This is a genomic window from Cobetia sp. PDI-12MA (genome assembly GCF_059507695.1).
The window spans coordinates 1,150,202-1,171,745 of the sequence record NZ_CM183351.1; the positions used below are offsets into that span (position 1 = coordinate 1,150,202).

Annotated in this window: 18 protein-coding genes; 15 read left to right on the forward strand and 3 right to left on the reverse strand. The window is 64.2% G+C overall.

What is annotated here, in order from left to right; translation table 11 throughout:
- Nucleotides 1-36 precede the first annotated feature (36 nt).
- The 3 genes from AC5WNI_RS04955 (at nt 37) to AC5WNI_RS04965 (ending at nt 2,484) form a co-directional block, all read left to right on the forward strand.
- On the forward strand, nt 37-681 hold the full coding sequence (locus tag AC5WNI_RS04955) for a LysE family translocator (RefSeq protein WP_175088132.1): 645 nt from the start codon (nt 37-39) through the stop codon (nt 679-681).
- Nucleotides 682-748: 67 nt separating this feature from the next.
- Nucleotides 749-1,285: a hypothetical protein gene (locus AC5WNI_RS04960; protein WP_175088131.1), complete on the forward strand. Its 537-nt coding sequence runs from the start codon at nt 749-751 to the stop codon at nt 1,283-1,285.
- A gap of 113 nt (nt 1,286-1,398) precedes the next feature.
- Nucleotides 1,399-2,484, forward strand: coding sequence for a hypothetical protein (locus AC5WNI_RS04965; protein WP_175088130.1), 1,086 nt, complete (start codon nt 1,399-1,401; stop codon nt 2,482-2,484).
- A gap of 133 nt (nt 2,485-2,617) precedes the next feature.
- On the opposite strand, the gene AC5WNI_RS04970 is transcribed toward AC5WNI_RS04965, so the two are convergent.
- Complete coding sequence (locus AC5WNI_RS04970; protein WP_282627812.1) at nt 2,618-4,600, reverse strand: transglycosylase SLT domain-containing protein; 1,983 nt, start codon at nt 4,598-4,600, stop codon at nt 2,618-2,620.
- Between the two features lie 273 nt (nt 4,601-4,873).
- Here AC5WNI_RS04970 and AC5WNI_RS04975 point away from each other — a divergent pair, with 273 nt between their 5' ends.
- The 12 genes from AC5WNI_RS04975 to sixA all read left to right on the forward strand — a co-directional run bounded on the left by AC5WNI_RS04975 (nt 4,874) and on the right by sixA (nt 20,072).
- On the forward strand, nt 4,874-5,212 hold the full coding sequence (locus AC5WNI_RS04975; RefSeq protein ID WP_175088129.1) for a YkvA family protein: 339 nt from the start codon (nt 4,874-4,876) through the stop codon (nt 5,210-5,212).
- A gap of 260 nt (nt 5,213-5,472) precedes the next feature.
- On the forward strand, nt 5,473-5,859 hold the full coding sequence (locus tag AC5WNI_RS04980) for an MAPEG family protein (RefSeq protein ID WP_175088128.1): 387 nt from the start codon (nt 5,473-5,475) through the stop codon (nt 5,857-5,859).
- Nucleotides 5,859-7,034 (forward strand): PaaI family thioesterase, encoded by a 1,176-nt coding sequence (locus AC5WNI_RS04985; protein WP_254626957.1) that lies wholly within the window; start codon nt 5,859-5,861, stop codon nt 7,032-7,034. The genes AC5WNI_RS04980 and AC5WNI_RS04985 overlap by 1 nt, the downstream gene beginning before the upstream one ends.
- 331 nt (nt 7,035-7,365) lie before the next feature.
- Nucleotides 7,366-9,249 carry a molecular chaperone HtpG gene (gene htpG / locus AC5WNI_RS04990; RefSeq protein WP_175088127.1) on the forward strand — a complete coding sequence of 628 codons (1,884 nt, stop codon included), beginning with the start codon at nt 7,366-7,368 and terminating at the stop codon, nt 9,247-9,249.
- Between the two features lie 410 nt (nt 9,250-9,659).
- Entirely contained in the window at nt 9,660-10,604 is a 945-nt protein-coding gene (locus AC5WNI_RS04995) for a glucosaminidase domain-containing protein (protein WP_175088126.1), read from the forward strand.
- A gap of 57 nt (nt 10,605-10,661) precedes the next feature.
- Nucleotides 10,662-12,731 carry an ATP-dependent helicase gene (locus AC5WNI_RS05000; protein ID WP_175088125.1) on the forward strand — a complete coding sequence of 690 codons (2,070 nt, stop codon included), beginning with the start codon at nt 10,662-10,664 and terminating at the stop codon, nt 12,729-12,731.
- 25 nt (nt 12,732-12,756) lie between these two features.
- Complete coding sequence (locus AC5WNI_RS05005) at nt 12,757-14,403, forward strand: protein adenylyltransferase SelO (protein WP_495928861.1); 1,647 nt, start codon at nt 12,757-12,759, stop codon at nt 14,401-14,403.
- Between the two features lie 608 nt (nt 14,404-15,011).
- Nucleotides 15,012-16,229, forward strand: a complete 1,218-nt coding sequence (locus AC5WNI_RS05010) for an NAD(P) transhydrogenase subunit alpha (protein ID WP_217485766.1) — start codon at nt 15,012-15,014, stop codon at nt 16,227-16,229.
- Nucleotides 16,226-16,558 carry an NAD(P) transhydrogenase subunit alpha part 2 gene (locus tag AC5WNI_RS05015; protein WP_043335532.1) on the forward strand — a complete coding sequence of 111 codons (333 nt, stop codon included), beginning with the start codon at nt 16,226-16,228 and terminating at the stop codon, nt 16,556-16,558. The genes AC5WNI_RS05010 and AC5WNI_RS05015 overlap by 4 nt, the downstream gene beginning before the upstream one ends.
- Nucleotides 16,558-17,946, forward strand: a complete 1,389-nt coding sequence (locus AC5WNI_RS05020) for an NAD(P)(+) transhydrogenase (Re/Si-specific) subunit beta (RefSeq protein WP_175088123.1) — start codon at nt 16,558-16,560, stop codon at nt 17,944-17,946. The genes AC5WNI_RS05015 and AC5WNI_RS05020 overlap by 1 nt, the downstream gene beginning before the upstream one ends.
- Before the next feature lie 332 nt (nt 17,947-18,278).
- Nucleotides 18,279-19,406, forward strand: coding sequence for an NAD(P)H-dependent glycerol-3-phosphate dehydrogenase (locus AC5WNI_RS05025; RefSeq protein ID WP_084589572.1), 1,128 nt, complete (start codon nt 18,279-18,281; stop codon nt 19,404-19,406).
- A gap of 156 nt (nt 19,407-19,562) precedes the next feature.
- On the forward strand, nt 19,563-20,072 hold the full coding sequence (gene sixA / locus AC5WNI_RS05030) for a phosphohistidine phosphatase SixA (RefSeq protein ID WP_175088122.1): 510 nt from the start codon (nt 19,563-19,565) through the stop codon (nt 20,070-20,072).
- Between the two features lie 138 nt (nt 20,073-20,210).
- Here sixA and AC5WNI_RS05035 read toward each other — a convergent pair whose 3' ends face one another.
- Both AC5WNI_RS05035 and AC5WNI_RS05040 read right to left on the reverse strand, forming a co-directional pair.
- Nucleotides 20,211-21,161 carry an AEC family transporter gene (locus AC5WNI_RS05035; RefSeq protein WP_175088121.1) on the reverse strand — a complete coding sequence of 317 codons (951 nt, stop codon included), beginning with the start codon at nt 21,159-21,161 and terminating at the stop codon, nt 20,211-20,213.
- A 170-nt stretch (nt 21,162-21,331) separates the two neighbouring features.
- On the reverse strand, nt 21,332-21,463 hold the full coding sequence (locus tag AC5WNI_RS05040) for a hypothetical protein (protein WP_263643036.1): 132 nt from the start codon (nt 21,461-21,463) through the stop codon (nt 21,332-21,334).
- Nucleotides 21,464-21,544: the final 81 nt, after the last annotated feature.

Consider the following 21,544-nt stretch of genomic DNA (forward strand, 5'->3'; position numbering starts at 1 on the left):
GGCTACTGAAGCGGGTCTGTCGCAAGGACGTTCGTCATGTTTGATTTCATCCAGTTCGATGCTGCCTTCTGGTCCTTCGTGGTGGCCATCACCTTGCTGACGGTCACGCCCGGGGTCGACACCCTGCTGGTGATTCGCAATACCTCGCGCGGCGGCCTGCGTGACGGCGTGCTCACCAGTCTCGCGATCTGTGCCGGTCTTTTCGTGCACGCGCTGGTGTCGTCGGCGGGCATCTCGCTGATCCTGTTGCAGTCGGCATGGGCGTTCTCGGCCCTGAAGCTGATCGGAGCGGGCTATCTGATCTGGTTGGGCATCAAGAGTCTCAAGAGTGCGCGGCGCGCACGCGGGCTGAATGTCGACGTCACGGTGACACGTCAGCAGGTATCGTGCTGGCAGCCGTTGCGAGAGGGCTTCCTGTCCAATGTGCTCAACCCCAAGACGGTGGTGTTCTACATGGCCTTTCTGCCGCAGTTCATCGCGCCGACCGACCCGGCCGTGCTCAAGTCATTGTGGCTGGCGGGTGTCCACTTCGTGATCGCCAACCTCTGGCAGATCAGCGTGGCGCTGATGGTCGGCGGTGCAGGGCGCTGGCTGGCAAGGCCGCGAGTCGCCTGCTGGATGGAGGGCATCACCGGATCCGTCATGGTGCTGCTGGGGGCGCGGCTGGCGCTAGGTCGCTAGGGATGAGCGGCCACTCCCGACATTGCAACGGAGCGCATGGGATGACGGTTCGTATCCTTGATGACACATGGACCCTGTGACATTGACGCTGGCGGCCTTTCTCAAGGTCGTCACGCACCTTGAGGCTCGGGATGTCAGTGATGTCTACGATTCCCGCGTACAGCAGGTACGGGTGCTTTACTACGGCTACACCATCGACTTCCGCCACCAGCTGTGGCGCATCGATGATGAGTCGGTCTGTGCACATCTGGAAAAGACCGGTACCGCCGTCGAGCAGCGCGAGTGCTCGCGCATGGCAAGCCGACTGTTCGTCGAGACCTGCCATGCCTTGCAGCGTCGGGGACGAGCGGCGCATATCGACACCCGCACCATGTATTGCAAGGCCGCAGCGACCTTCAAGCCCCGGCGCGACCCCTATGCGGGCATGACACCGGCAGAGCGCAAGGCGCGCAAGGCGCTCGAAGCGGCGCATCGAGAAGCCGAGCAGGCCTGCAACCGTTACGTGCTGGATGCCCTGTCCTCGAATTCACTGGAGATTTTGCGTCTGCGGCAACGCTACTGTGACAAGAGCAATCGATTGGCAGCACGGCTCGAACGACAATGATGCCCGGGCCGGTGCTGACGCCTGCCCGAGCCAACGACAGCAGCGGTAAAGTGCTGCATTCATGACATGAAGACCGGCCCATCAAGGCTGGCATTGGCAGGGAACGCAATCGGATGAGTCTTTCATATACCTTTCGTCGCCGTCTGGGCGGGTTGAGTGCCGTGGTGCTGGTGGTCGCCGGGATAGCGGCCTGGCTGTTCGCCGTCGATGAGGGGCGCTGGGTCGGCCGCGTGACCACGCGTCCCGAAACGCTGAATCTCGAGTCGGTGGAGCAGGGCAATCTGCCGGTCAATCAGTTCGTCTCGCTGCGCAATCACTGGGCAGTCTATCGCGAGCATACCGAGACCTTTCGCCTCGATGCCGATGCAGACGGGGGGCGCCGGATCGAGACGCTTTACTATCCCGTCATCTCTGACACGAATCCCTATCTGCTGGAGCTGGCCGGTCTGTCACGCGCCTTCGGGGGCATTGATGGCATTCCCTCGGAAGAGTGGCCGCGCATCGAGCGCATGGGCGTGCTGGTGCGAACCGACTCCGTGCAGAGCCTGGAAAACGTGCCGCCGCTGATCGAATTCCCCGATGGCCTGTTCGGCACCGTCTTGCATGCCGAGACGGACCTGCCGGGCGATGAGCGCTCACTGCTGGCCGAGCGCTGGCCTGACATCGATCTGTCGCGTGTGATCATCATCAATGCAGGCCACCGCCCCGGCAATGCCTGGGCGATGATCGTCTATGGCGTGCTGGGTACGCTCTGCTGGGCCCTGGCGGTCTGGCTGATGGTGCGATTGATGCGTACACCGCGCGTCACGCGCTCCCAGCCTCTGGCCCATTCCGCTCGAGCGGCATCGGAGCCGGTGGTGTCACAGGCAAGCCCGAGTAGCGAGGCAGAGGGCGAAGAGGGGGGGCAGCACCATGTCGGGGCCCGCTCCCATGCGACATCTCAGGCCTATGCGGAATCTCAGTCCCATGACGACGCATCACGGCCTCGGGGCGCCGCCGGCAAGCGTCAGGGCTGGCGTGGCAAGGGCAAGGGAAGCGATGAAGGGCGCCCCCTGAGCTATGCCGAGGCCTTGGGTCGTTACACCCCTCAGCAGAAGCCGCCGTTCGGCAATGGTGTGGCTACCTCGCGACCGGGAGAAGCCAAGGGCGAGAGCCAGTCCGGACCTTCGTCTGCCATTCGTCCAGGTCGCGATGACTGACTGAAGGAATGGCTGGATGGCGTGATGAGTTCTGACGCCACAAGTCCTGATGTCATGAGTCCTGATGCCATGAATATGAAAAACGCCAGCCCCATGGGGCTGGCGTTTTCGTTGCGGGATGCTGCGGTTCGGCTCAGCGGCGATCCACCAGGGCGGTGGTGTAACGCTGGCTGACTTCGCGGTCGCTGACCACCTTGACGCCCTCGCTGGTGCCCTTGGCCAGGCTTTCGAAGATTACGCGGTAGGCCAGCACGGCCTTGACGTATTCGCGGGTCTCCTTGAAGGGGATACGCTCGACGAAGCGGTCGTATTCCCCCGGGGTGTCGGCGAGCCAACGATCGACGCGTCCCGGCCCGGCGTTGTAGGCCGCGGCGGCGGCCAGGCGGTTGCCGGAGTAGCGGTCCAGCATCTCGCGGATGTAGGTGCTGCCAAGGCGGATATTGGTGACCGGGTCCCCCAGCGCCGCGTTGCTGGGCGTGGGCAGTCCCAAGCCGCGACTGACCTGAGCGGCGGTGCCCGGCATCAGCTGCATCAGGCCACGTGCCCCCACCGGCGAGGTGGCGGTGGGGTTGAAGGCGCTCTCGCGACGCGCGAGTGCCATCAGCATCCACGGGTCGACGCCGGCATCGGCACCGAAGCGCTGGAAGTCCTGCTGCCAGGCCGGGGGGAAGCGCCAGGAAAGGCCATCCCACAGCTGGCCACGGATGGTGGCGAAGACGGTCAGGTCATACCACTGCTGCTGGAGCGCGTAGGCTGCAAGACGGCGAGCCCCGGCGTCATCCGCCTGGGTGACGGCATTGAACCACTCGGAGCGAGCCAGACCGATCTCGTCGATGTTCATCAGTGCTCTGACGCGCTTGACGGCCGGCGTCTCGGCGACCTCGGCCAGCTCCGCGTCGGAGAAGTCCTGATCATCACGATTGAGCGAGTAGGCCTGGCCGATACGGTCGGCGGCCAGGAAGCCGTAGAAGTTGCGCTCGGTCGCGGCGCGCGCCCAGGCGGCACGTGCTTCCTGCGGGCGACCCAGACTGTCATCGGCACGCCCCAGCCAATACTGGTAGCGGGCTTCATTGCGGAAGCGGTCCGGCATCTTCAGCACCCATTCACGCACCTGCGGCCAGTCGCCAGCACGCACCGCGTTGCGCATGCGCAGATCGAACAGCTCCTCGTCATCAAGGATGGTCAGGCGCTGATCGACCCAGCCGCGGTTGTTGGGGATGTCGCGCACCAGTGAATACCAGGCCAGGTCGCGCTCGACCGTGTGGCGCTGCTCATCACTCATCGGCATGTGCGGATTCACCTTGCGCCAGGCTTCCAGTGCGGCCTCGGTGTCGGCACGCACGAAACCATGCATGGCGGCGACGCTCAAGGCGGCGAAGGCATGACCGCCGTGGCCGAGATTGGTCGGCAGGCGCGTGATGGCGGCAAAGTTGCCCTCAAGCTGCTCGCGTGCCGCGATGGCCCGCTGCCAGTTGCTGGGCAGCTGGCGCTCGAGGTAGCTGACCATGCCACCCTGACCGGCAGCCCAGGCGAGCATGGCGCGCTCCCAGATGGCTTGATCGTCGATCACGCCACGCTCGCGCAACGCCGAGAACAGCGGGTCACAGGCCGAGTCCTGTGAGCCGGGCACATGCCAGAGCTTGAGGCCGCCTTGCGATGCGCTCGCGACATCATTGCTCAGCTGCGCCGTGTAGTAATAGCACTGGCGCTGCGCACCTGCGGGGACACCGTCGCTGACTTCCAGCAGGGCATCATGACGGCCGGTACGCCCGTAGGCGGAGATCGCCTGGCCCCGCATCCACTCGGCCAACGGCGAGTCCGCATGACGCTCGATGAAGGACAGCACTTCCGCGGCGGTGGCGTACGGCAGGCGGGCCTTGAGCTGGTGATACTCGATGTAGCCCTCCAGCACGTGGCCATTGACGGCGACCTGCTGAATCTCGTCAAAACGCTTGGCGCGTGCATCATCGAAGGCGGCGCGGAAGCTCTGGTCACTGGGGGTGGCGGCCTGCAGGGGCAGGCTCAGTCCCAACAGCAGGCCTAGGCCGGTGAGGTGCCGCAGCGCCGCGAAGCGACGGCTGCCACGGGGTCGAAGAATTTGCTTGCCTGGTGTCACCTGGGACTCCTGCGACTGTCGGTAAAGGGGCGTGGACTGGCTGCGACCTTGTGGTGGCGGTTCAGTGCCCCGATGTTGAACAAGTGCCCCGATATTGGCTATCAGGGGTTGCCGATTCAGTAACGATAGTGGCTATCGTGGCAGTGGTCGGCGCTGAATAACAGCACCATCTGATACTGTTGGTGAATTATCCGAGAGTGACATCGCGGATGTGCTGCCGCGAAGATGGCAAGCTCAGTGAACGAAATTTGTGCTACCCGTGAGGAGTCCACTATGGGCAAGGCATTATGGTTGACGCGATTGTTTGGCCGCCGTCATGTGCTGGGCAAGGCAGGCGCCGCCTTGCGCACCATGGGGCCCTTGCTGCGCGACGTGGTGAGCGGACGTTATCGCCCGGTGCCGTGGAAGGCGCTGGGGTTGGCGGCCGGCGCCTTCATCTATCTGGTCTCGCCGCTGGATCTGATCCCGGATCTGCTGGTGGGGCTGGGGCTTCTCGATGATCTGGTGATCGTGACCTGGTTGCTCGGCAAGCTTGATGATGCGCTGGTCGACTATCGCCTGTGGCGTGGCGAGATTCCCGAACCTGATCCCTCCGATCCGCCGGCTCCCTGAAGGCGTCCAGCGTGGAAACGCCATTCATCTGCCAGCCTGGATATAGGTACTGGCCATTGGCCGCATGGCAGGGACGCGGCGACCCTGCCATGCTCGTGACACGCTAACAAACACCAGTTTGAATGGTGTGCCGTCAGTGTCGGGTCTGCCGTTCATTACAGGGCGGTGCGCAGTTTTATCCCAGGTGGTGCGTCGTTTTATCAAGGTAAGGCGCGCCGCTGTGGCGAAGCCCTGAACAACGCCTTTCAAGGAAACTCTGCATGCTGATCTATGCCTGTCTGCTGTTTGCGGCACTGATGCTGGTGCTGACCAAGATGCCGGTCGCCTGGGCACAACAGCGAACCGGTCGCTATGACAACCATGACCCGCGTACACAGCAGCGTGAGCTGACCGGCTTCGGGGCCCGGGCGCTCGCCGCACACCAGAACACCATCGAAGCCTTTCCGCTGTTTGCCGCCGGAGTGCTGGTCAGCGTGATCACCGCGCCGGGCGCGCCCATCGCGACCACGCTGGCGGTGGTCTTCGTGCTGGTGCGTCTGGGCTATTGGGGCTGCTATCTGGCCAATATCGCCTTGCTGCGATCACTGCTGTGGGGCGTCGGCTATCTGGTCTCCCTCACGTTGATGGCGATGCCGCTGTGGATGTGATGCATGCAGTGCCGCAGAGCCTGCTGGGGCTGGCCGTCAATCCCGCTGACGTGCCGGCTGCGGGTGGCGTGTTGGATGACGCCAGCTGGGCGCGGGCGCTGACCGGTTTCTTGAGTTTCATTCCGCACACGGCGCGCTTGAATGTCAGGGTCGAGGAGGTCGCCGCGCCGGCCATCCGCATGCAGCTGCCGTGGCAGCCGGCCTTGATCGGCGATCCGCATCGCAGGCTGGTGCATGGCGGTGTGCTGACCATGTTCGCCGATACGCTGTGTGGCAGCGCCGTGCTCACGGGATTGTCGGCACCGGAAGTCTGCCCGACGCTGGATCTGCGCCTCGATCACTACCGACCCGGCGTCGAGGGTCTGGCATTGGTCGGCGAGGCGCGCGTGCTGCGGGTCACGGAATCGATGGTGTTTACCGAGGCGCAGATCTGGCAGCAGCCGGGCAAGATCCTGTGTCGCGCGATCGGCAACTTCGTCAGGCTCGGCGAGCGCAATACGCCCAGCGGCTTTGCCGAGGCGCTGCTGGCGGCGGCCAACGCTCAAGCCCCCGCGAACCCCTCCATGCACGAGTCGGGACCGCACGGGCAGCCATCACAGGCTGCACAGCCAGCAGGCGAGAGGGCGGAGCCGCAGGCTCCGCGCGATACCCGGGACCCGCGCGGCCTGCTCAGTGCGCGGCGTTTCGTCGAAGGACAGCGCACTCACGCCGATCTGGCGGCGCTGCTGGCGAGTCTGCCCTACGCGCAGGCGATCGGGCTTGGCTTGTGTGCCATTGACGGGCAGCAGGCGGGCGCGGCCAGTGATGTCGAGCTGCATCCCGAGCAGGCGTTGAGCTATTCCATGGCGGCGATGCCCGACAATGTCGGCAACCCGATGCTGCCGGCGGTGCATGGCGGCGTGCTGGCCGCGGCGATGGAAACCGCCGCCACGCTTGAGGTGCTCAGGCGGCATGGGCGCGGCGGGCGTGAAGCGCGCCTGCCCAAGTTGATCGATTTCTCCATCGATTATCTGGCCACGGCGCGCGGTGATCAGGTGACGCGCATCGACTGTGAAGTGATGCGTGAAGGTCGGCGCATGACCAATGTGCGCGTCAGCGCCTGGCAGAAATCCCGCAAGCAACCGGTCGCCAGCGCGCGCATGCACTTCGTGCTGGAGTCAATCGCCTCCCCATGATGGACAGGCGATATCTGCTCTGCAGACGTCACACCTGAGAGCGCCTTCCTGAATGCCAGCGCTTCGTTGGCTCCCTCCGTTGGCTCCTTTCATTGCTACCCAGGGGGCCGCTTGGGTGTTTCTGTGGCACATGCTTGGCGCGTATGGCGCAATCATCTGTCGCTAGTGCCTTGAAATCCCTCACCCTTGCCCCATATCTGATCCACGAGTGCTTCCTTCGATCTGCCGCCCAAGAAAGGCAGGCGTCGGCGAGCCGGTTCCATTGTTGCGGGGGCGCTCTGGCCACCGCGAATCTTCTTTTCAGGCATCCACGACATAGAGGTCCTTTTCGATGACGACCGCCACTCACACCGAAACGCATGGCTTCCAGACAGAAGTGAAGCAGCTGCTTCACCTCATGATCCACTCGCTGTATTCCAACCGCGAGATCTTCCTGCGCGAGCTGGTCTCCAACGCGGCGGATGCCTGCGACAAGCTGCGCTACCAGGCGCTGGACAACGACGCCCTCTACGGCAACGACAGCGAACTGCGCATCGAGATCGAGCACGATGCCGAGGCGAAGACCATCACCCTGCGTGACAACGGCATCGGCATGAGCCGTGACGATGTGGTCGCCAACCTGGGTACCATCGCACGCTCCGGTACCGCCGAGTTCATGAAGAACCTGTCGGGTGACCAGCAGAAGGATTCGCGTCTGATCGGTCAGTTCGGGGTCGGCTTCTACTCCGGCTTCATCGTCGCCGACGAGATCACCGTGCGCACCCGTCGCGCCGACCTGGACGCTGATCAGGGCGTCGAGTGGAAGTCCCGTGGCGAGGGCGAGTTCAGCGTCGCCGACATCGAGCGTGCCGAGCGCGGTACCGAGATCGTGCTGCACCTCAAGGAAGATGCCGTCGAGTTCGCCGACGATTATCGCCTGCGCAACCTGGTCACCAAGTACTCCGACCACATCGAACTGCCGGTGCGCATGAAGCGCGTCGAAAAGGACGAGGAAGGCAACGAGCAGGTCCACTGGGAAACCGCCAACTCCGCCACTGCGCTGTGGGTGCGCTCCAAGTCCGAGGTCAGTGACGAGGAGTACAAGAACTTCTACAAGCACGTCTCGCATGACTTCTCAGACCCGCTCAGCTGGAGTCACAACAAGGTCGAGGGCAAGCTCGAGTACACCAGCCTGCTGTTCGTGCCGGGCCGTGCGCCGTACGATCTCTACCAGCGTGATGCCGCGCGTGGCCTGAAGCTCTACGTGCAGCGCGTCTTCATCATGGACGACGCCGAGCAGTTCCTGCCGCTGTACCTGCGCTTCATCAAGGGTGTGCTGGACACCAACGACCTGTCGCTGAACGTCTCGCGTGAACTGCTGCAGCAGGACCCGCAGGTCGACAAGCTCAAGTCCGCGCTGACCAAGCGTGGCCTGGACATGCTCAAGAAGCTGGCCAAGGACCCCGAGCAGTACCAGACCTTCTGGAATCAGTTCGGCTCCGTGCTCAAGGAAGGCCCGGCGGAAGACTTCGCCAACCGCGAGAAGATCGCCGAGCTGCTGCGCTTCTCCACTACCGAGACCGATAGCGCGACCCAGGACCAGTCACTGGCCCAGTACGTCGAGCGCATGAAGGAAGGCCAGAGCAAGATCTACTACCTGGTCGCCGACAGCTTCAATGCCGCCAAGTCCAGCCCGCACCTCGAGATCTTCCGCAAGAAGGGCATCGAAGTCCTGCTGCTGACCGACCGCATCGATGAGTGGCTGATGAGCCACCTCACCGAATTCGATGGCAAGTCCTTCGCGGATGTCGCCAAGGGCGATCTCGATCTTGGCGATGTCGAGAACGAAGAAGAGAAGAAGGCCCAGGAAGAGACTGCCAAGGCCAAGGAAGATCTGGTCAAGCGCGTCAAGGAAGCGCTGGCCGAGAACGTTCAGGAAGTGCGCATCACGCACCGCCTGACCGATTCCCCGGCCTGCGTGGTGCTGCCGGAGCACGAGATGGGCTACCAGATGCGCAAGATGATGGAAGCCGCTGGTCAGCCGCTGCCAGAAGTGAAGCCGATTCTCGAGCTGAACCCGGAGCACGCCCTGGTCACGCGTCTGGAAGGCGGTGAAGGCGATTACTTCACGGACCTGGCGCACGTGCTGCTCGATCAGGCCATCATCGCCGAAGGCGGTGCGCTGGAAGATCCGGCCGCTTACGTGCGCCGCCTGAACAGCATGCTCAGCGCCTGAGACGGCGGAACGATCGAGTCACTGGCTTGATCAGGCATGTCCGCAACGACGCCCTCGCAGCCTATGCTGCGGGGGCGTTTTGCGTTGGGTGTGTCGTCAGCGATAGCGTCCAGTGCGAGGTGCAAGGTGTGCAGGTCAGGAAGGCGGCAAGGCAGGAAGGGAGGAAGGGGAAAGGAAAAAGGGGAGGAAGCGCAGGGAGCTCAGAGAGCGCGCCGCGTCAGTAGCGCGAAAAGGCGGGCACCGTCTGGCGGTCTGTCGGTGACAGACGACAGGGCTTGCCGTGTCTTTCCTCGCTTGGCCGACCGCGCCATCTTCTCGCCCACGCGTTTTTAGGGTTTCATGCAGCCTCATGAGATACGCTGATGGTATCTCGCGTCTTGCTACTGCATCCCTCTTGATGAGCGCAGCACATGACTTACCTACCTTTCTCTGCGGATTGGCTGACGGGCGGAGTGCGTGGCCAGCCACGCCTGGCTGCGTGGGCGTGGGCCTGGCCGCGGTGTTCGTGGTGCCTGAGGCCTGTTCGTCCGGGCTCTGTCCATCCGGGCTCTGTCCATCCGAGCTCTGTTCGTCTGGTCAGCGCCGCCTTGCTGCTGGTGATGGGGCTGGGTTCGATGGCGCAGGCGGCGCGGCTGGATGATGAGCTGCTGGCCCGCGACAAGACCCATCAGATGCCGGACCTGCGACCCTATCCCGCGGGCAACCAGCGCAAGGTCGCATTCTTCGAGCTGATGATTCCGCTGGTGGTGGCCGAGAACCAGCGCATCACCGAGCAGCGCGACTGGTTGCTGGCGATGCGCAAGCGCGCCGGTGACGGAGGGCGTGACTACAGCGAGCGTGAGCAGGAGCGCCTCAACGGGTTATGTGATGAGGCCAATCTGCCCTGTGATGTCACGCGCGAGGACATCGGCGTCAGCTGGACGCGCCTGCTGCTGCGTATCGACACCCTGCCGCTGGATATGGTGCTGGTGCAGGCCATCGAGGAGTCGGGCTGGGGGACGTCGGGCCATGCCCGTGAGGCCAACAACCTGTTCGGCATGCGCTGCTTCTCGCGCGGCTGCGGTATCGGGCCGCCGGGACGTGAATATCGGCGTTTCGAGAGCCTGGAGGCCGGTATCGCCGCCTATTTCGACAACCTCAACTCCCAGCGTAGCTATGCCGAGCTGCGTGAGTTGCGCGGGCGTCTGCGCAACGCGGGCCAGCCGGTGCGTGCCGAAGACCTCATCCCCACGCTGAGTACCTACTCGACGCGGGGCAGCGCCTACTTCACCACGCTCCATGATCTGTTGCGCTGGAATCGTGGCCTGATACGTACCGTGCGTGAGCGCCTCGCGGCCAATGGCGCCCTGTCCTAGTCATGATCGCGCAGCGAAGGTCTTGCCCCCCGCGCTGCCACAGGGGATCATGCCGCCATGCATCTGAGCAATGATCAACGGCGAATTCTCGCCCATCCCTTTCCCTCGCGCCTGCGCGATCGCACACCGGCCAACAGCGCCGAGCACAGCGATTGCGTGGTGGTGCGTGCCTGCGCCGGCAGCGGCAAGACCGTACTGATGGTCGAGCTGGCGCGTACCTACGCCGACGAGACCCTCATCTATACCTCGCTCAACCCGGCGGTGGCGGGGCGGACTGCCAGTCAGCTGCCTGCCAATGTCCAGTCGCTGTCGCTGCATCAGCTGGCGCGCCAGGCCTTGATGGAGGAGTACGGCGACAAGCTCAAGCGGCAGCCCGACATCACACGTCGTCTGGCGCCGCAGAGTCTCAGCTGGCTGGGCAGTCTTTCCAGCCAGTCGCGCAGCCTGATCGCCCAGGGCCTCAACACCTTCTTTGCCGAAAGCGATGCGGTGCCGATGCCTGAGCACCTGCCCGAAGGCGTGGCACAACGGTTGAGCGCCAATGAACTGCGCCAGCTGGTCGAGAGCATGCGGCTGGTATGGGAGTGCCTGCTGGACCCCGCCGATCATCAGCAGAGCCTGTCGTTCAATGCCTTGCTCAAGCTGTGGTCACAGCATGGCCAGTCGCTGGAGGCCGACCTGGTGATGCTGGATGAGGCGCAGGACGCCACGCCAGCGCTGTTGGCCATGCTGCGTCGCCAGCGCTGTGACCTGCTGCTGATCGGCGACCCGCATCAGAGCCTGTCGCGCCAGGTGGAAGGCATGAGTTCGCTGGATTCGCCGCTGCTGGCCGATGCCACCGTCTACTCGCTACCCGGCGCCTGGCGCTTCGGGCCGGCATTGGCGGCGCTGGGCACGCGGTTGGCGGCCTGTTCACCCACCGCGCGTGAACAGGCCATGAGCGGCCTCGGTCCGGCGACCCGTCTGGCGCTGCCCGCAGTGCGTGAGGCATTGCTGCACTCCGGCAAGCGCCACGCGGTGATCAGTGCCGGCCCGGTGGCGGCGTTGGGGGAGGCGCTGGCACTGCACCAGCGCGGCATCGCGGTGGCCTGGCTGGATGGCATCGAAGGCTATCCTCTGGCGGGGCTGCTGGATCACTGGCGACTCTGGCGCGCACATCAGCTGGCCGAGCAGGGCGACAGGGCCAGTCAGCGTGAGTGCTGGCGACTGCTGCCCCCCTCCCTGACGCGGCTCGGTCAGACTCCGGCGCAGGTACTGGGGGCTCTGGCGCGTCTCGATGATCATCAGGCGCGCAGTCTGCATGAGTTGGCCTCCTGGTATGCCCAGGCGCCACTCGACCAATGGATCGGGGAGTTGCGCAAGCACGATGGCGACCTGCAGGCCGCCATCGTCAGTGCTCACGCGCGGGGACAGTCGGTCGAGCTGCCCACGGTCATGCTGGGGACGGTGTTCCGCGCCAAGGGTCTCGAATTTGATTGCGTGGTGCTGGCCGATGATCTGGCATTGCCAAGCGAGCGCCAGCAATTGCCCAATCAGGTGCTGGTCACCAATCTCAGCTACACCGCCGCCACGCGGGCACGCCAGCTGCTGGTACTCAATGAGCGCCTGAGCCACTGGTGGCAGGCTCAGGATGAGAGTGAGCGCTTCCCTCTGCTCGAGGCACTGCCACAGGCCTGGCTGAGCGAGTCCACGCATGGCGTGCATGCACCCCACCCGTGGTGGGGCAAGGCACGTCTGTCGGAGTTGGCGCTGACACCGCGCAAGCGACTGCTGCTGCGCCGCCATGAGACATCGCTTGAGAGCACGTCTGCCGCAGTGTCGCCCTCGGCTGGCACGCGCGATCAGGCGCAAGCCTCGGTCGACTCTGCCAGCCATGATCAGCACCTGGGCCATGATCAGCACCTGGGCCATGCCCGGGGCTCCGACGATGCCCTGCAGGCGCTCAAGCGTCAGGCACGCACCGATACGACGGCGCGCAAGCTGTATGAAATGGCCAGCAAGCTGCCGCCCGGGCGACCCTCCGGCGGTCTGCGCAGCCTGTTGACCCCGAGTGATGCCGCCGCGTCCACTTCTTCCCCCAGCGAGTCGCCGACCCCCGGCGGCCCGACGGAGCCTCTTGATGAGTGAGTTTGCCCCTACGTCCGCCGCGCACATGCACGACCTGGCGGCGCTGCGCTTCAACAACCGTTATGCCCGCCTGCCTGAGCACTTCTTCACGCGTGTCACGCCAGAGCCGCGACAAGGCACGCGCCTTGCCGATGTGAGTCCTGACTGCGCCCGTCTGCTGGGGCTGGAGGCGCCCTTGACCTCCGACGCCTCCAACGAGGAGGCGCTCGAGCAGCTGCGACTCTTGATGGCCGGTGAGCAGTTGTTGCCGGGCATGGACGCATTGGCCCAGAAATACACTGGCCATCAGTTCGGTCACTACAATCCGCAGCTCGGCGACGGGCGAGGCATTCTGCTCGGCGAACTTGAGGCTGATTACGGCAAGACCTTCGATCTGCATCTCAAGGGCGCCGGTCGTACGCCTTACTCGCGCTTCGGTGATGGTCAGGCGGTGGTGCGCTCCAGCGTGCGCGAGTACCTGGCCAGCGAGTACATGGCGGCGCTGGGCATTCCTACCAGCCGCGCGCTGGCGCTGGCGGTGAATGGCGAGCGGGTCCAGCGCGAGACCGTCGAGCCCGGCGCTACCGTGTTGCGCGTCTGCGAGAGCCACCTGCGCTTCGGGCATTTCGAGTGGCTGGCCCACTCCGGCCGGCATGAAGACCTCAAGACGCTGATCGATCACGCCCTGCGGGAGCACTTCCCCGAGAGCCTGCCCGAGATGCCGGATGAGGCTTCCGACATGGGCGAGATCGGGCGCGAGCCGCTGGATGAAGCGACACGTATCGCCGCCGCGCTGGCCATGTTCGAGATAGTGATCACTCGCACCGCAAAACTGATCGCGGCCTGGCAGGCCTACGGCTTCGTGCATGCGGTAATGAACACCGACAACATGTCGCTGCTGGGGCTGACCTTCGATTACGGGCCCTACGCCTTCCTCGATGGCTATGAAGAGAATCTGGTGCCGAATCATACCGATCAGGCCGGGCGCTATGGTTTCGCCCAGCAGCCGGGCATCGGGCTATGGAATCTGGAGCGTCTGGGGATCGCGCTGTCGCCGCTGATCGATGTCGAAGCGCTCTCCGCTGCGCTGGGCGCCTATGAGGGCGAGTTGCAGCGTGAATATGCCCGCCTGATGCGCGCGCGTCTCGGGTTGCCGGATGCTCGCGATGAGGACATGACGCTGGTGCAGCAGTGGCGAGAGCTGCTGGCGGCCGGTAAGGTCGACCACACCCATGCCTACCGTCTGCTCAGTCATTGGGATGTCACGCAGCCCGTGCCGGAAACGCTGGTCGTGCGCCTGGCCGGCGAGCGTGGGCCGCATGGCAATTCGGCCCAGGCGCGCGATGAAGCCTCGGCGTGGCTCGAACGCTATCAGGCGCGCGTCATGGTCATTGGGCTCTCTGCCGAGAATGAGCGCCAGCGTCGTCTGGCCATGCTCGGCTGCAATCCGCTCTATGTGCCGCGCACGCATCTGCTGCTGGAGGTGATCGCACGGGTCGAGCAGGGTGATGACGCTACGCTAAAGGCCTTGCGTCAGCGTCTGACGGCACCCTTCTTCCGCCCCGAGGAGGGTAGTCTGGAGGCGGCGCAGGAGCTGGGGCAGGCGCAGGGCGTCGATGCCGAACTCGTCGATGACTGGACACGGCCACCGGCGGCAAATGCAGCGCCGATCTGCATGAGTTGCTCTTCCTGAGCGGATCTCCTGAAGGGGGCCTGAACTGCATCGCTGACAGCGCAAGCCGCGGCCGAGCATCCGCTTGGTGCAATGCAGGAAACACGCGCTGACACTCAAGTCATCGTCACGAAAATGGGATGCTGCTGCGGCGGTATCCCATTTTTCATGGCAGCCGCTGTCGCAGCCATAAGCTCGAGATTATGCGATGCATAACACAAAGCTGAGCTATTCTTGGTGAGGTGCCTTTTGTAAACTCATTGCAAATCAGTCACTTGGTAGTGCCGCAAGGCGCCTGTCAGCATAAGGTGGCTGTTATGGCTGTCATAACGATAGCTTTATGCTTGATTTTATTGCTTTTTTTGCACTGCAGCGCTTGACCCTGATGCACCGACAAGAAAAGACTGATGCTGGACACTCATCGTGTCGCGGGTGATGTCAGGCCTTCTGGCCATGCGTGAGTCACGGCTTGCGGTTCAGGCAAGTCTCACCTGTGACAGGCAATAACGTCGCTGAAAGCGCCTCCGGCAGGCAGGATGGCGCGAATCAGCGCTCAACAGGAACGACGCCATGAACCTTTCAAGGCTGGCAGCCTCAGGCATGAACACGGACGTGAAACGAGGTGCGCGATGCTGAATATTCTAGTCGTGCGCGAGATGCGTGCACCGGACCTGGTGACACCCGACGAGGGCGTGAGCAGCACACTGGCGCGCGGGGAGTGCCGCGTCGCGCTGGACCCGGTGACGGCCGGCAAGCTCGCGCGTCACCTGGACAGCAGCGTCAGTGACACCAGTGACGCCATCGTGCACGTGGAGAGCGGTGCCGGACGTCATGCACACTTCGACGATGCGGCCTACACCGCCCAGGCCGGGGTGGCGGTCGTTGCCGAGGCCGATATCGCGGCGGCGCGTGCCGCGGCGGATCTCGTGCTGTGCGTGCGCACGCCCAGCGAGTCACAGATCAGCGAGTTCCGTGAGGGTGCGGTGGTGGTGGCATTGATGACGCCGTACCAGAATCCGCAGCTGATCAGCAAGCTTGCCAGTCAGGGACTGACCAGCCTGTGCATGGAATTCGTGCCGCGTATCTCGCGGGCCCAGAGCATGGACGCCCTGTCCTCGCAGGCGGGTGTCGCGGGCTATCACGCCGCGCTGCTGGCGGCCAACGAGTCCTCGGTGTTCTTCCCGATGCTCACGACTGCTGCCGGTACCGTGCGTCCGGCGCGTGTCGTGGTGGTCGGTGCCGGCGTCGCGGGTCTGCAGGCCATCGCGACTGCCAAGCGTCTCGGCGCCCAGGTGTGGGCCTATGACATTCGCGCTGCCGCGCGTGAGCAGGTCGAATCGCTGGGCGCCAAGATGATCGATACCGGCGTCGATGCCTCCGGCGAGGGCGGCTACGCCCGCGAGCTGACCGATGACGAGCGCGCCCAGCAGGCCGATGCGCTGGCACGTCACATGGGCGATGCGCATGTGGTGATCTCCACCGCCGCGATTCCTGGGCGTCCGTCGCCGCGCATCATCAGCCGCGAGATGGTCGAGGGCATGAAGCCCGGCGCCGTGCTGGTCGATCTCGCCGCCGAAGGCGGTGGCAACTGTGAACTGACCGAGCCAGGCAAGCGTGTCGAGCACGCCGGCGTCACGATACTCGGCCCGCTGGACATGGCCTCGAGCCTGGCGGTCAATGCCAGCGAGATGTACGCCAAGAACCTCTTCAACCTGCTGACCCCCTTCATGAAGGACGGCGAACTGACGCTGGACTTCGAAGATGCGGTGCTCGGCCCGATGCGTCTGACCGATGGCGGCCGCATCACCCACGATGACGTACGCGCTCGCGCGGAGGACGCCGCATGATCGAAGGACTTTCTGCCGTATACATCCTGATGCTGGCGGCCTTCGTCGGCTACGAGGTCATCTCGCGTGTGCCGGTGATTCTGCACACGCCCCTGATGTCCGGTTCCAACTTCATCCACGGCATCGTGCTGGTCGGGGCGATGATCGCCCTCGGTCAGGCCGAGACCGGCATGCAGCAGTTCATCGGCTTCATCGCCGTGCTGCTGGGCGCCGGCAACGCGGTCGGCGGTTATGTGGTCACCGAGCGCATGCTGGAAATGTTCAAGACCAGTGATCGCAGCAAGGGCACAGACGCTGCCAATGGCATCAACGACAAGGAGGCTCGCTGATGAACTGGCTGGTCGAAACAGGGTATTTCGCGGCGGCGGTGGTCTTCATCCTCGGTCTCAAGCGCATGTCACATCCTTCCACGGCACGCAGCGGCATCCATTGGGCCGGTATCGCGATGGTCGTGGCAACGTTGCTCACCTTCCTGCATCCGCAGATTGATGGTCGTTATGGTCTGATGCTGCTGGCCATCGTCATCGGTGGCGGTATCGCCTGGTACTCCGGCAACAAGGTCGAGATGACCGACATGCCGCAGATGATCGCCATCTACAACGGCATGGGTGGCGGTGCGGCAGCGGCGATCGCTGCGGTCGAGCTGATGCGCATGAGCGACAACCCGGCATTGATCGAGCAGCACGGCTCGCTGGCGCTGTGGCTGGGCGTGCTCGGGGCGATGATCGGTGCGGTGGCCTTCTCCGGTTCCATCGTGGCCTGGGCCAAGCTGGATGGGCGCCTCAAGAAGGCGTTCAACTTCCCGAGTCAGCAGCTGATCAACATGATCGTGCTGGGTCTGACGGTCTATCTGGGCGTCGTGATCGCGGCGGTGGAACCGTCCGGCTCGCTGGTGCTTGTGTTCTTCGTGCTTGCGTTGCTGTTCGGCGCGATGCTGGCACTGCCCATCGGTGGCGCCGACATGCCGGTGATCATCTCGCTGTTCAATGCGCTGACCGGCCTTGCGGTGGCAATGGAAGGCTTCGTGCTCGGCAATGCCGCGATGATCATCGCCGGTACTGTCGTCGGGGCGGCCGGTACGCTGCTGACCCAGCTGATGGCCAAGGCCATGAATCGTCCGCTCCGCAACGTGCTGTTCAAGCAGTTCGGCGGCGCCTCCGGTGTCGAGCAGGGCGAGATCGAGGGCAGCATGAAGGCCTCCGATCCGATGGACGCCGCCGTGCAGCTGGCCTTCGCCGAGCGCGTCATCATCGTGCCGGGCTACGGCATGGCGGTGGCACAGGCGCAGCACAAGGTCTGGGAGATGGTCGAGCTGCTGGGTGAGCGTGGCGTCGAAGTGCGCTTCGCGATCCACCCGGTCGCCGGTCGCATGCCGGGCCACATGAATGTGCTGCTGGCGGAAGCCGGCGTGCCCTACGACATGATTGCGGACCTGGACGAGATCAACAACGACTTCGAGACCACCGACGTCACGCTGGTCATCGGCGCCAATGACGTGGTCAATCCGGTCGCCAAGAACGACGCCTCAAGCCCGCTGTACGGCATGCCGATCCTCAACGCCGATCAGTCACGCAACGTGCTGGTGATCAAGCGCGGTCAGGGTTCCGGCTTCTCCGGTGTCGAGAATCACCTCTTCTATCTTGACCACACGCGCATGGTGTATGGCGATGGTCAGAAGGTGGTCGGCGACATGATCACGGCCCTCAAGACGCTGTGATCTGATGCCTCGGCGTGATGGGGCAAGTCTGCCGCCATCCCGCCAGCGCTGAACAGACCGGCAATTTCTGCGCCTCAGGGGGCAGGGATTGTCGGTTTTTTGTATGTATCGAGAGTTCATGCATAACGATCGTTCATGCAAGTCGATGGTGCATGCCAGTCGATTGCTTGCGAGGCGCGCTTGGCAGGTACGCCACTCAGGTGTGTCACCCAGGCGCAGCCCCCTACGTTGGCCACGAAGCCTGCGCAGACATCTCTTGTTCAGTATTCTCTGACAAACTATGAGTACAATGCCTGCCATTCACTGAGCACATCGTCATCCAAGGAGTCTGCATGTCTGCCACTACCCCTTCACCTCGTCGGGCCATTCGTGATCGCGAGGTAAGCGAAACGACCCCTCAGGCGGTGGGACTCAATGTCTGCGTGCTGGGTGGCGGCAGCTTCGGGACCGCGATCGCCTCGATTGCCGCCGACAATGGTGCCAGCGTCACCCAGTGGATGCGTGATGCCAGCCAGGCCGAGGAAGTCAACACCCGGCACCGCAACTCTGGCTATCTGCCGGGCTTCGAGATCAATGCCTCGGTGCGTGCCACCACCGACATGGCCGATGCGCTGGCTGAGGCCGAACTGGTGTGCGTGGCGATTCCTTCCAAGGCCTTCCGCACGGTGGTCCGCCAGGCGCGCGCCCACCTGCGTGAAGGGCAGATACTGGTGGCCACCACCAAGGGCATCGAGAGCGAAGGCTTCACCCTGATGAGTGAGGTGCTGGAGCAGGAAACCGGCTTCACGCACATCGGCGTGCTGTCTGGCCCCAATCTGGCGGCCGAGATCGCCCAGCGGCAGCTGACAGCCACGGTGATCGCCTCCGACGACGCCTACACCCGCGCTCGCGTGCAGACGGCCTTCGGCTGCGACTATTTCCGTGTCTACGCCAGCAATGACCGCTACGGCGTCGAGCTGGGCGGGGCGCTGAAGAACATCTACGCCATCGCGGCCGGCATGGCCGCGGCCCTTGGCATGGGCGAGAACACCCGTGCCATGCTGATGACCCGCGCGCTGGCCGAGATGAGCCGCTTCGCCGTGGCCAAGGGCGCCAATCCGATGACCTTCCTAGGCCTTGCCGGCGTAGGTGATCTGATCGTGACCTGCTCCTCGCCGTTGTCGCGCAACTATCGGGTCGGCTACGCACTGGGGGAAGGGCGAACCCTCGACCAGGCGGTCGAGGTGTTGGGCCAGGTCGCCGAGGGTGTCAACACCGTGCGATTGGTACAGGATGAATCCGAGCGACTGGGCATCTACATGCCGCTGGTCAGTGGCATGGCCAAGGTGCTGTTCGAGAATGTCGACCCGCATCACATGGCCCGCGCGCTGATGGGCGGTGAGCAATCCAGCGATGTGGAATTCGTGCTGTCGCGTGAGTCGGTGCAGCAGGCGCGGCAGTTGGAACCCGACGGCTCCTGAGGACTCATAGCAGGTAGCGGTGATGGAGTGTGTTTCGCCATCCCCTTGTCTGACTCGTGCAACGCTCCGGTTGGCGAGTCCCTGGTCATCGGCCGCAGCGACAGAGCGAGTGATTTGGCGCTTGCGCTGCGGCAGTCATCTTTTCAGGAGAATGTCATGAGTGTACTGATCATGCGTCACGGTGAGGCCCAGGCCGGCACGCCGGACCCCAGCCGCGAATTGAGCGAATATGGTCGCGAAGAGGCGCGCCGCATCGGGTGCTGGTTGGCCCATCAACTGCCTGCCGAGCGTCGTGCGCGCCTGACGCTGGTCGTCAGTCCGTTCACCCGCGCCCAGCAGACCGCTCAGGAGATCTCCTCGGCGCTGGAGCTGAGTGGAGAGCAGCAGACCACGCTCGAGATCATCACCCCGGACGACCCGCTGACGCCGGTGCTCGACTGGCTTCAGACCCATGTGCCGCCCACTTCTGAAGGGCGCGAGCCGCGCGACTGGCTGATCATCAGCCACAATCCGCTGGTCTCGAATCTGGCCAGCGCCCTGGTCGATGGCCCCGGCAGCACCCAGCTGGCCTTTGCCACCGCAAGCCTCGCCTGGCTGGACGCCGATGTCTGGGCCGCCGGTCTGGCGGATCTGCACCAGTTCGTGAGCCCGGCGGAACTGGCGTAAGTCACGCGCGGCTGTCATGAACCAAAACCATTGAGCCGCAACCATTGAGCCAAAGCGAAACGCCCCCGCCAGTCTGCACTGGCGGGGGCGTTTCGCTTTGGCATGCAACCAGACTGCTGCCTGATCAGAGTGCTGCTGCTAGACCAGACCGCTCAGCTTGAGCACGAAGATGCCTGCCGTGATGGTGATGCCCGCCATCAGGGTGCTGATGGCAATGATGTTGGCGGCCAGGCGGTCATTGCCGCCCATCGCCCGCACCATCACGAAGCTTGCCGCCGCCGTCGGTGAGGCGAAGAACAGGAACAGCACCCCGAGTTCGGTACCGCGGAAGCCCAGCAGCACCGCGACGGTGATCGCCAGCAGCGGCACGCTGATCATCTTCATCAGGCTGGCACTCAGCGCCAGCTTGCGGCCTTCACGCAGCGAGCGCATCGACAGGGTGCCGCCGATGCAGATCAATGCCAGCGGCAGCGTCATGCGCGCGAAGTAGTCGCCGGAGGTCTCCAGCCACTCGGGCAGCTGCCAGCTGAATGCCGCGAAGGGCAGGGCGGCCAGCACGCCGAGAATCAACGGGTTGGTGATGATGCCACGCGCGATGCCGCTCCAGCTGGTGCGGCCATCGCCGAGATAGCTCGACAGCACCACCACCGACAGCATGTTGTAGGACAGGATGACGACGCCCATCAGGATGCCGCCCATCGAGAGGCCGAGATCGCCATAGAGATTGGCGGCCAGTGCCAGCCCGACGATGGCGCAGTTGCCGCGAAACGAGCCCTGTACCACCTCGCCGCGTTCCTTTCTCGGTACGCGCAGGATCGCCCAGCCCCACAGCAGCAGGAAGGTGCCCAGTGTCGCCAGCGCGAAGTAGGTCAGCATGCCCGGGCGCAGGGCGTGATCCAGGTCCGCGCGCACGATGGAGAGGAAGACCAGCGCCGGCATGGTGCCCTTGAATACCAGCGATGAGGCGGTGCCGATGAAGGTGTCATCGATCCAGCCGAGGCGTTTGAGGCCCAGGCCCAGAAATACCATCGCGAAGACCGGAACGGTGACGTTCAGGGTCGCGACGAACAGCGCCAGCATGTCGTTCATGAAGTAGTCTCGCTCATTTCAGCCCTTGTCCTGTGAGTGTTGCGGTCTGTCTGGTGAGGCTTTTGGTCAGCGCCTGGCGAGCGTCGCGCGATCGCCCATCGTGAACTGTCGTGTCAGCCCGTTGCGAGCTGTCGTATCAGCCCCGTCGTGAACTGCCGCGGCGGCCTGGCTCAGGCTAGCCAGAAGCCCGTGATCAAGGCCGCTGCCAGCAAGGCCCAGAACAGCCCGTTGCGCAGGCGGGTATCGCGGCGCGGCCTGGAAGACGGCGAGGAAGTAGCGGACTGCTTGTCATGCTTGGGCATCGAGGGGTCCTGTCCAGCAAGGTGAAATGTTGGCTCAGCGAGTGAAGGCTCTGGCAGCCACACGGCCGGCCAGCAAGACCT

Excerpts from the sequence above, each read along its gene's own strand:
- AC5WNI_RS04955 (WP_175088132.1), top strand. The coding sequence starts at position 37 with ATGTTTGATTTCATCCAGTTCGATGCTGCCTTCTGGTCCTTCGTGGTG.
- AC5WNI_RS04960 (WP_175088131.1), top strand. The coding sequence starts at position 749 with ATGGACCCTGTGACATTGACGCTGGCGGCCTTTCTCAAGGTCGTCACG.
- AC5WNI_RS04965 (WP_175088130.1), top strand. The coding sequence starts at position 1,399 with ATGAGTCTTTCATATACCTTTCGTCGCCGTCTGGGCGGGTTGAGTGCC.
- AC5WNI_RS04975 (WP_175088129.1), top strand. The coding sequence starts at position 4,874 with ATGGGCAAGGCATTATGGTTGACGCGATTGTTTGGCCGCCGTCATGTG.
- AC5WNI_RS04980 (WP_175088128.1), top strand. The coding sequence starts at position 5,473 with ATGCTGATCTATGCCTGTCTGCTGTTTGCGGCACTGATGCTGGTGCTG.
- AC5WNI_RS04985 (WP_254626957.1), top strand. The coding sequence starts at position 5,859 with ATGCATGCAGTGCCGCAGAGCCTGCTGGGGCTGGCCGTCAATCCCGCT.
- htpG (WP_175088127.1), top strand. The coding sequence starts at position 7,366 with ATGACGACCGCCACTCACACCGAAACGCATGGCTTCCAGACAGAAGTG.
- AC5WNI_RS04995 (WP_175088126.1), top strand. The coding sequence starts at position 9,660 with ATGACTTACCTACCTTTCTCTGCGGATTGGCTGACGGGCGGAGTGCGT.
- AC5WNI_RS05000 (WP_175088125.1), top strand. The coding sequence starts at position 10,662 with ATGCATCTGAGCAATGATCAACGGCGAATTCTCGCCCATCCCTTTCCC.
- AC5WNI_RS05005 (WP_495928861.1), top strand. The coding sequence starts at position 12,757 with ATGCACGACCTGGCGGCGCTGCGCTTCAACAACCGTTATGCCCGCCTG.
- AC5WNI_RS05010 (WP_217485766.1), top strand. The coding sequence starts at position 15,012 with ATGCTGAATATTCTAGTCGTGCGCGAGATGCGTGCACCGGACCTGGTG.
- AC5WNI_RS05015 (WP_043335532.1), top strand. The coding sequence starts at position 16,226 with ATGATCGAAGGACTTTCTGCCGTATACATCCTGATGCTGGCGGCCTTC.
- AC5WNI_RS05020 (WP_175088123.1), top strand. The coding sequence starts at position 16,558 with ATGAACTGGCTGGTCGAAACAGGGTATTTCGCGGCGGCGGTGGTCTTC.
- AC5WNI_RS05025 (WP_084589572.1), top strand. The coding sequence starts at position 18,279 with ATGTCTGCCACTACCCCTTCACCTCGTCGGGCCATTCGTGATCGCGAG.
- sixA (WP_175088122.1), top strand. The coding sequence starts at position 19,563 with ATGAGTGTACTGATCATGCGTCACGGTGAGGCCCAGGCCGGCACGCCG.
- AC5WNI_RS05035 (WP_175088121.1), bottom strand. The coding sequence starts at position 21,161 with ATGAACGACATGCTGGCGCTGTTCGTCGCGACCCTGAACGTCACCGTT.
- AC5WNI_RS05040 (WP_263643036.1), bottom strand. The coding sequence starts at position 21,463 with ATGCCCAAGCATGACAAGCAGTCCGCTACTTCCTCGCCGTCTTCCAGG.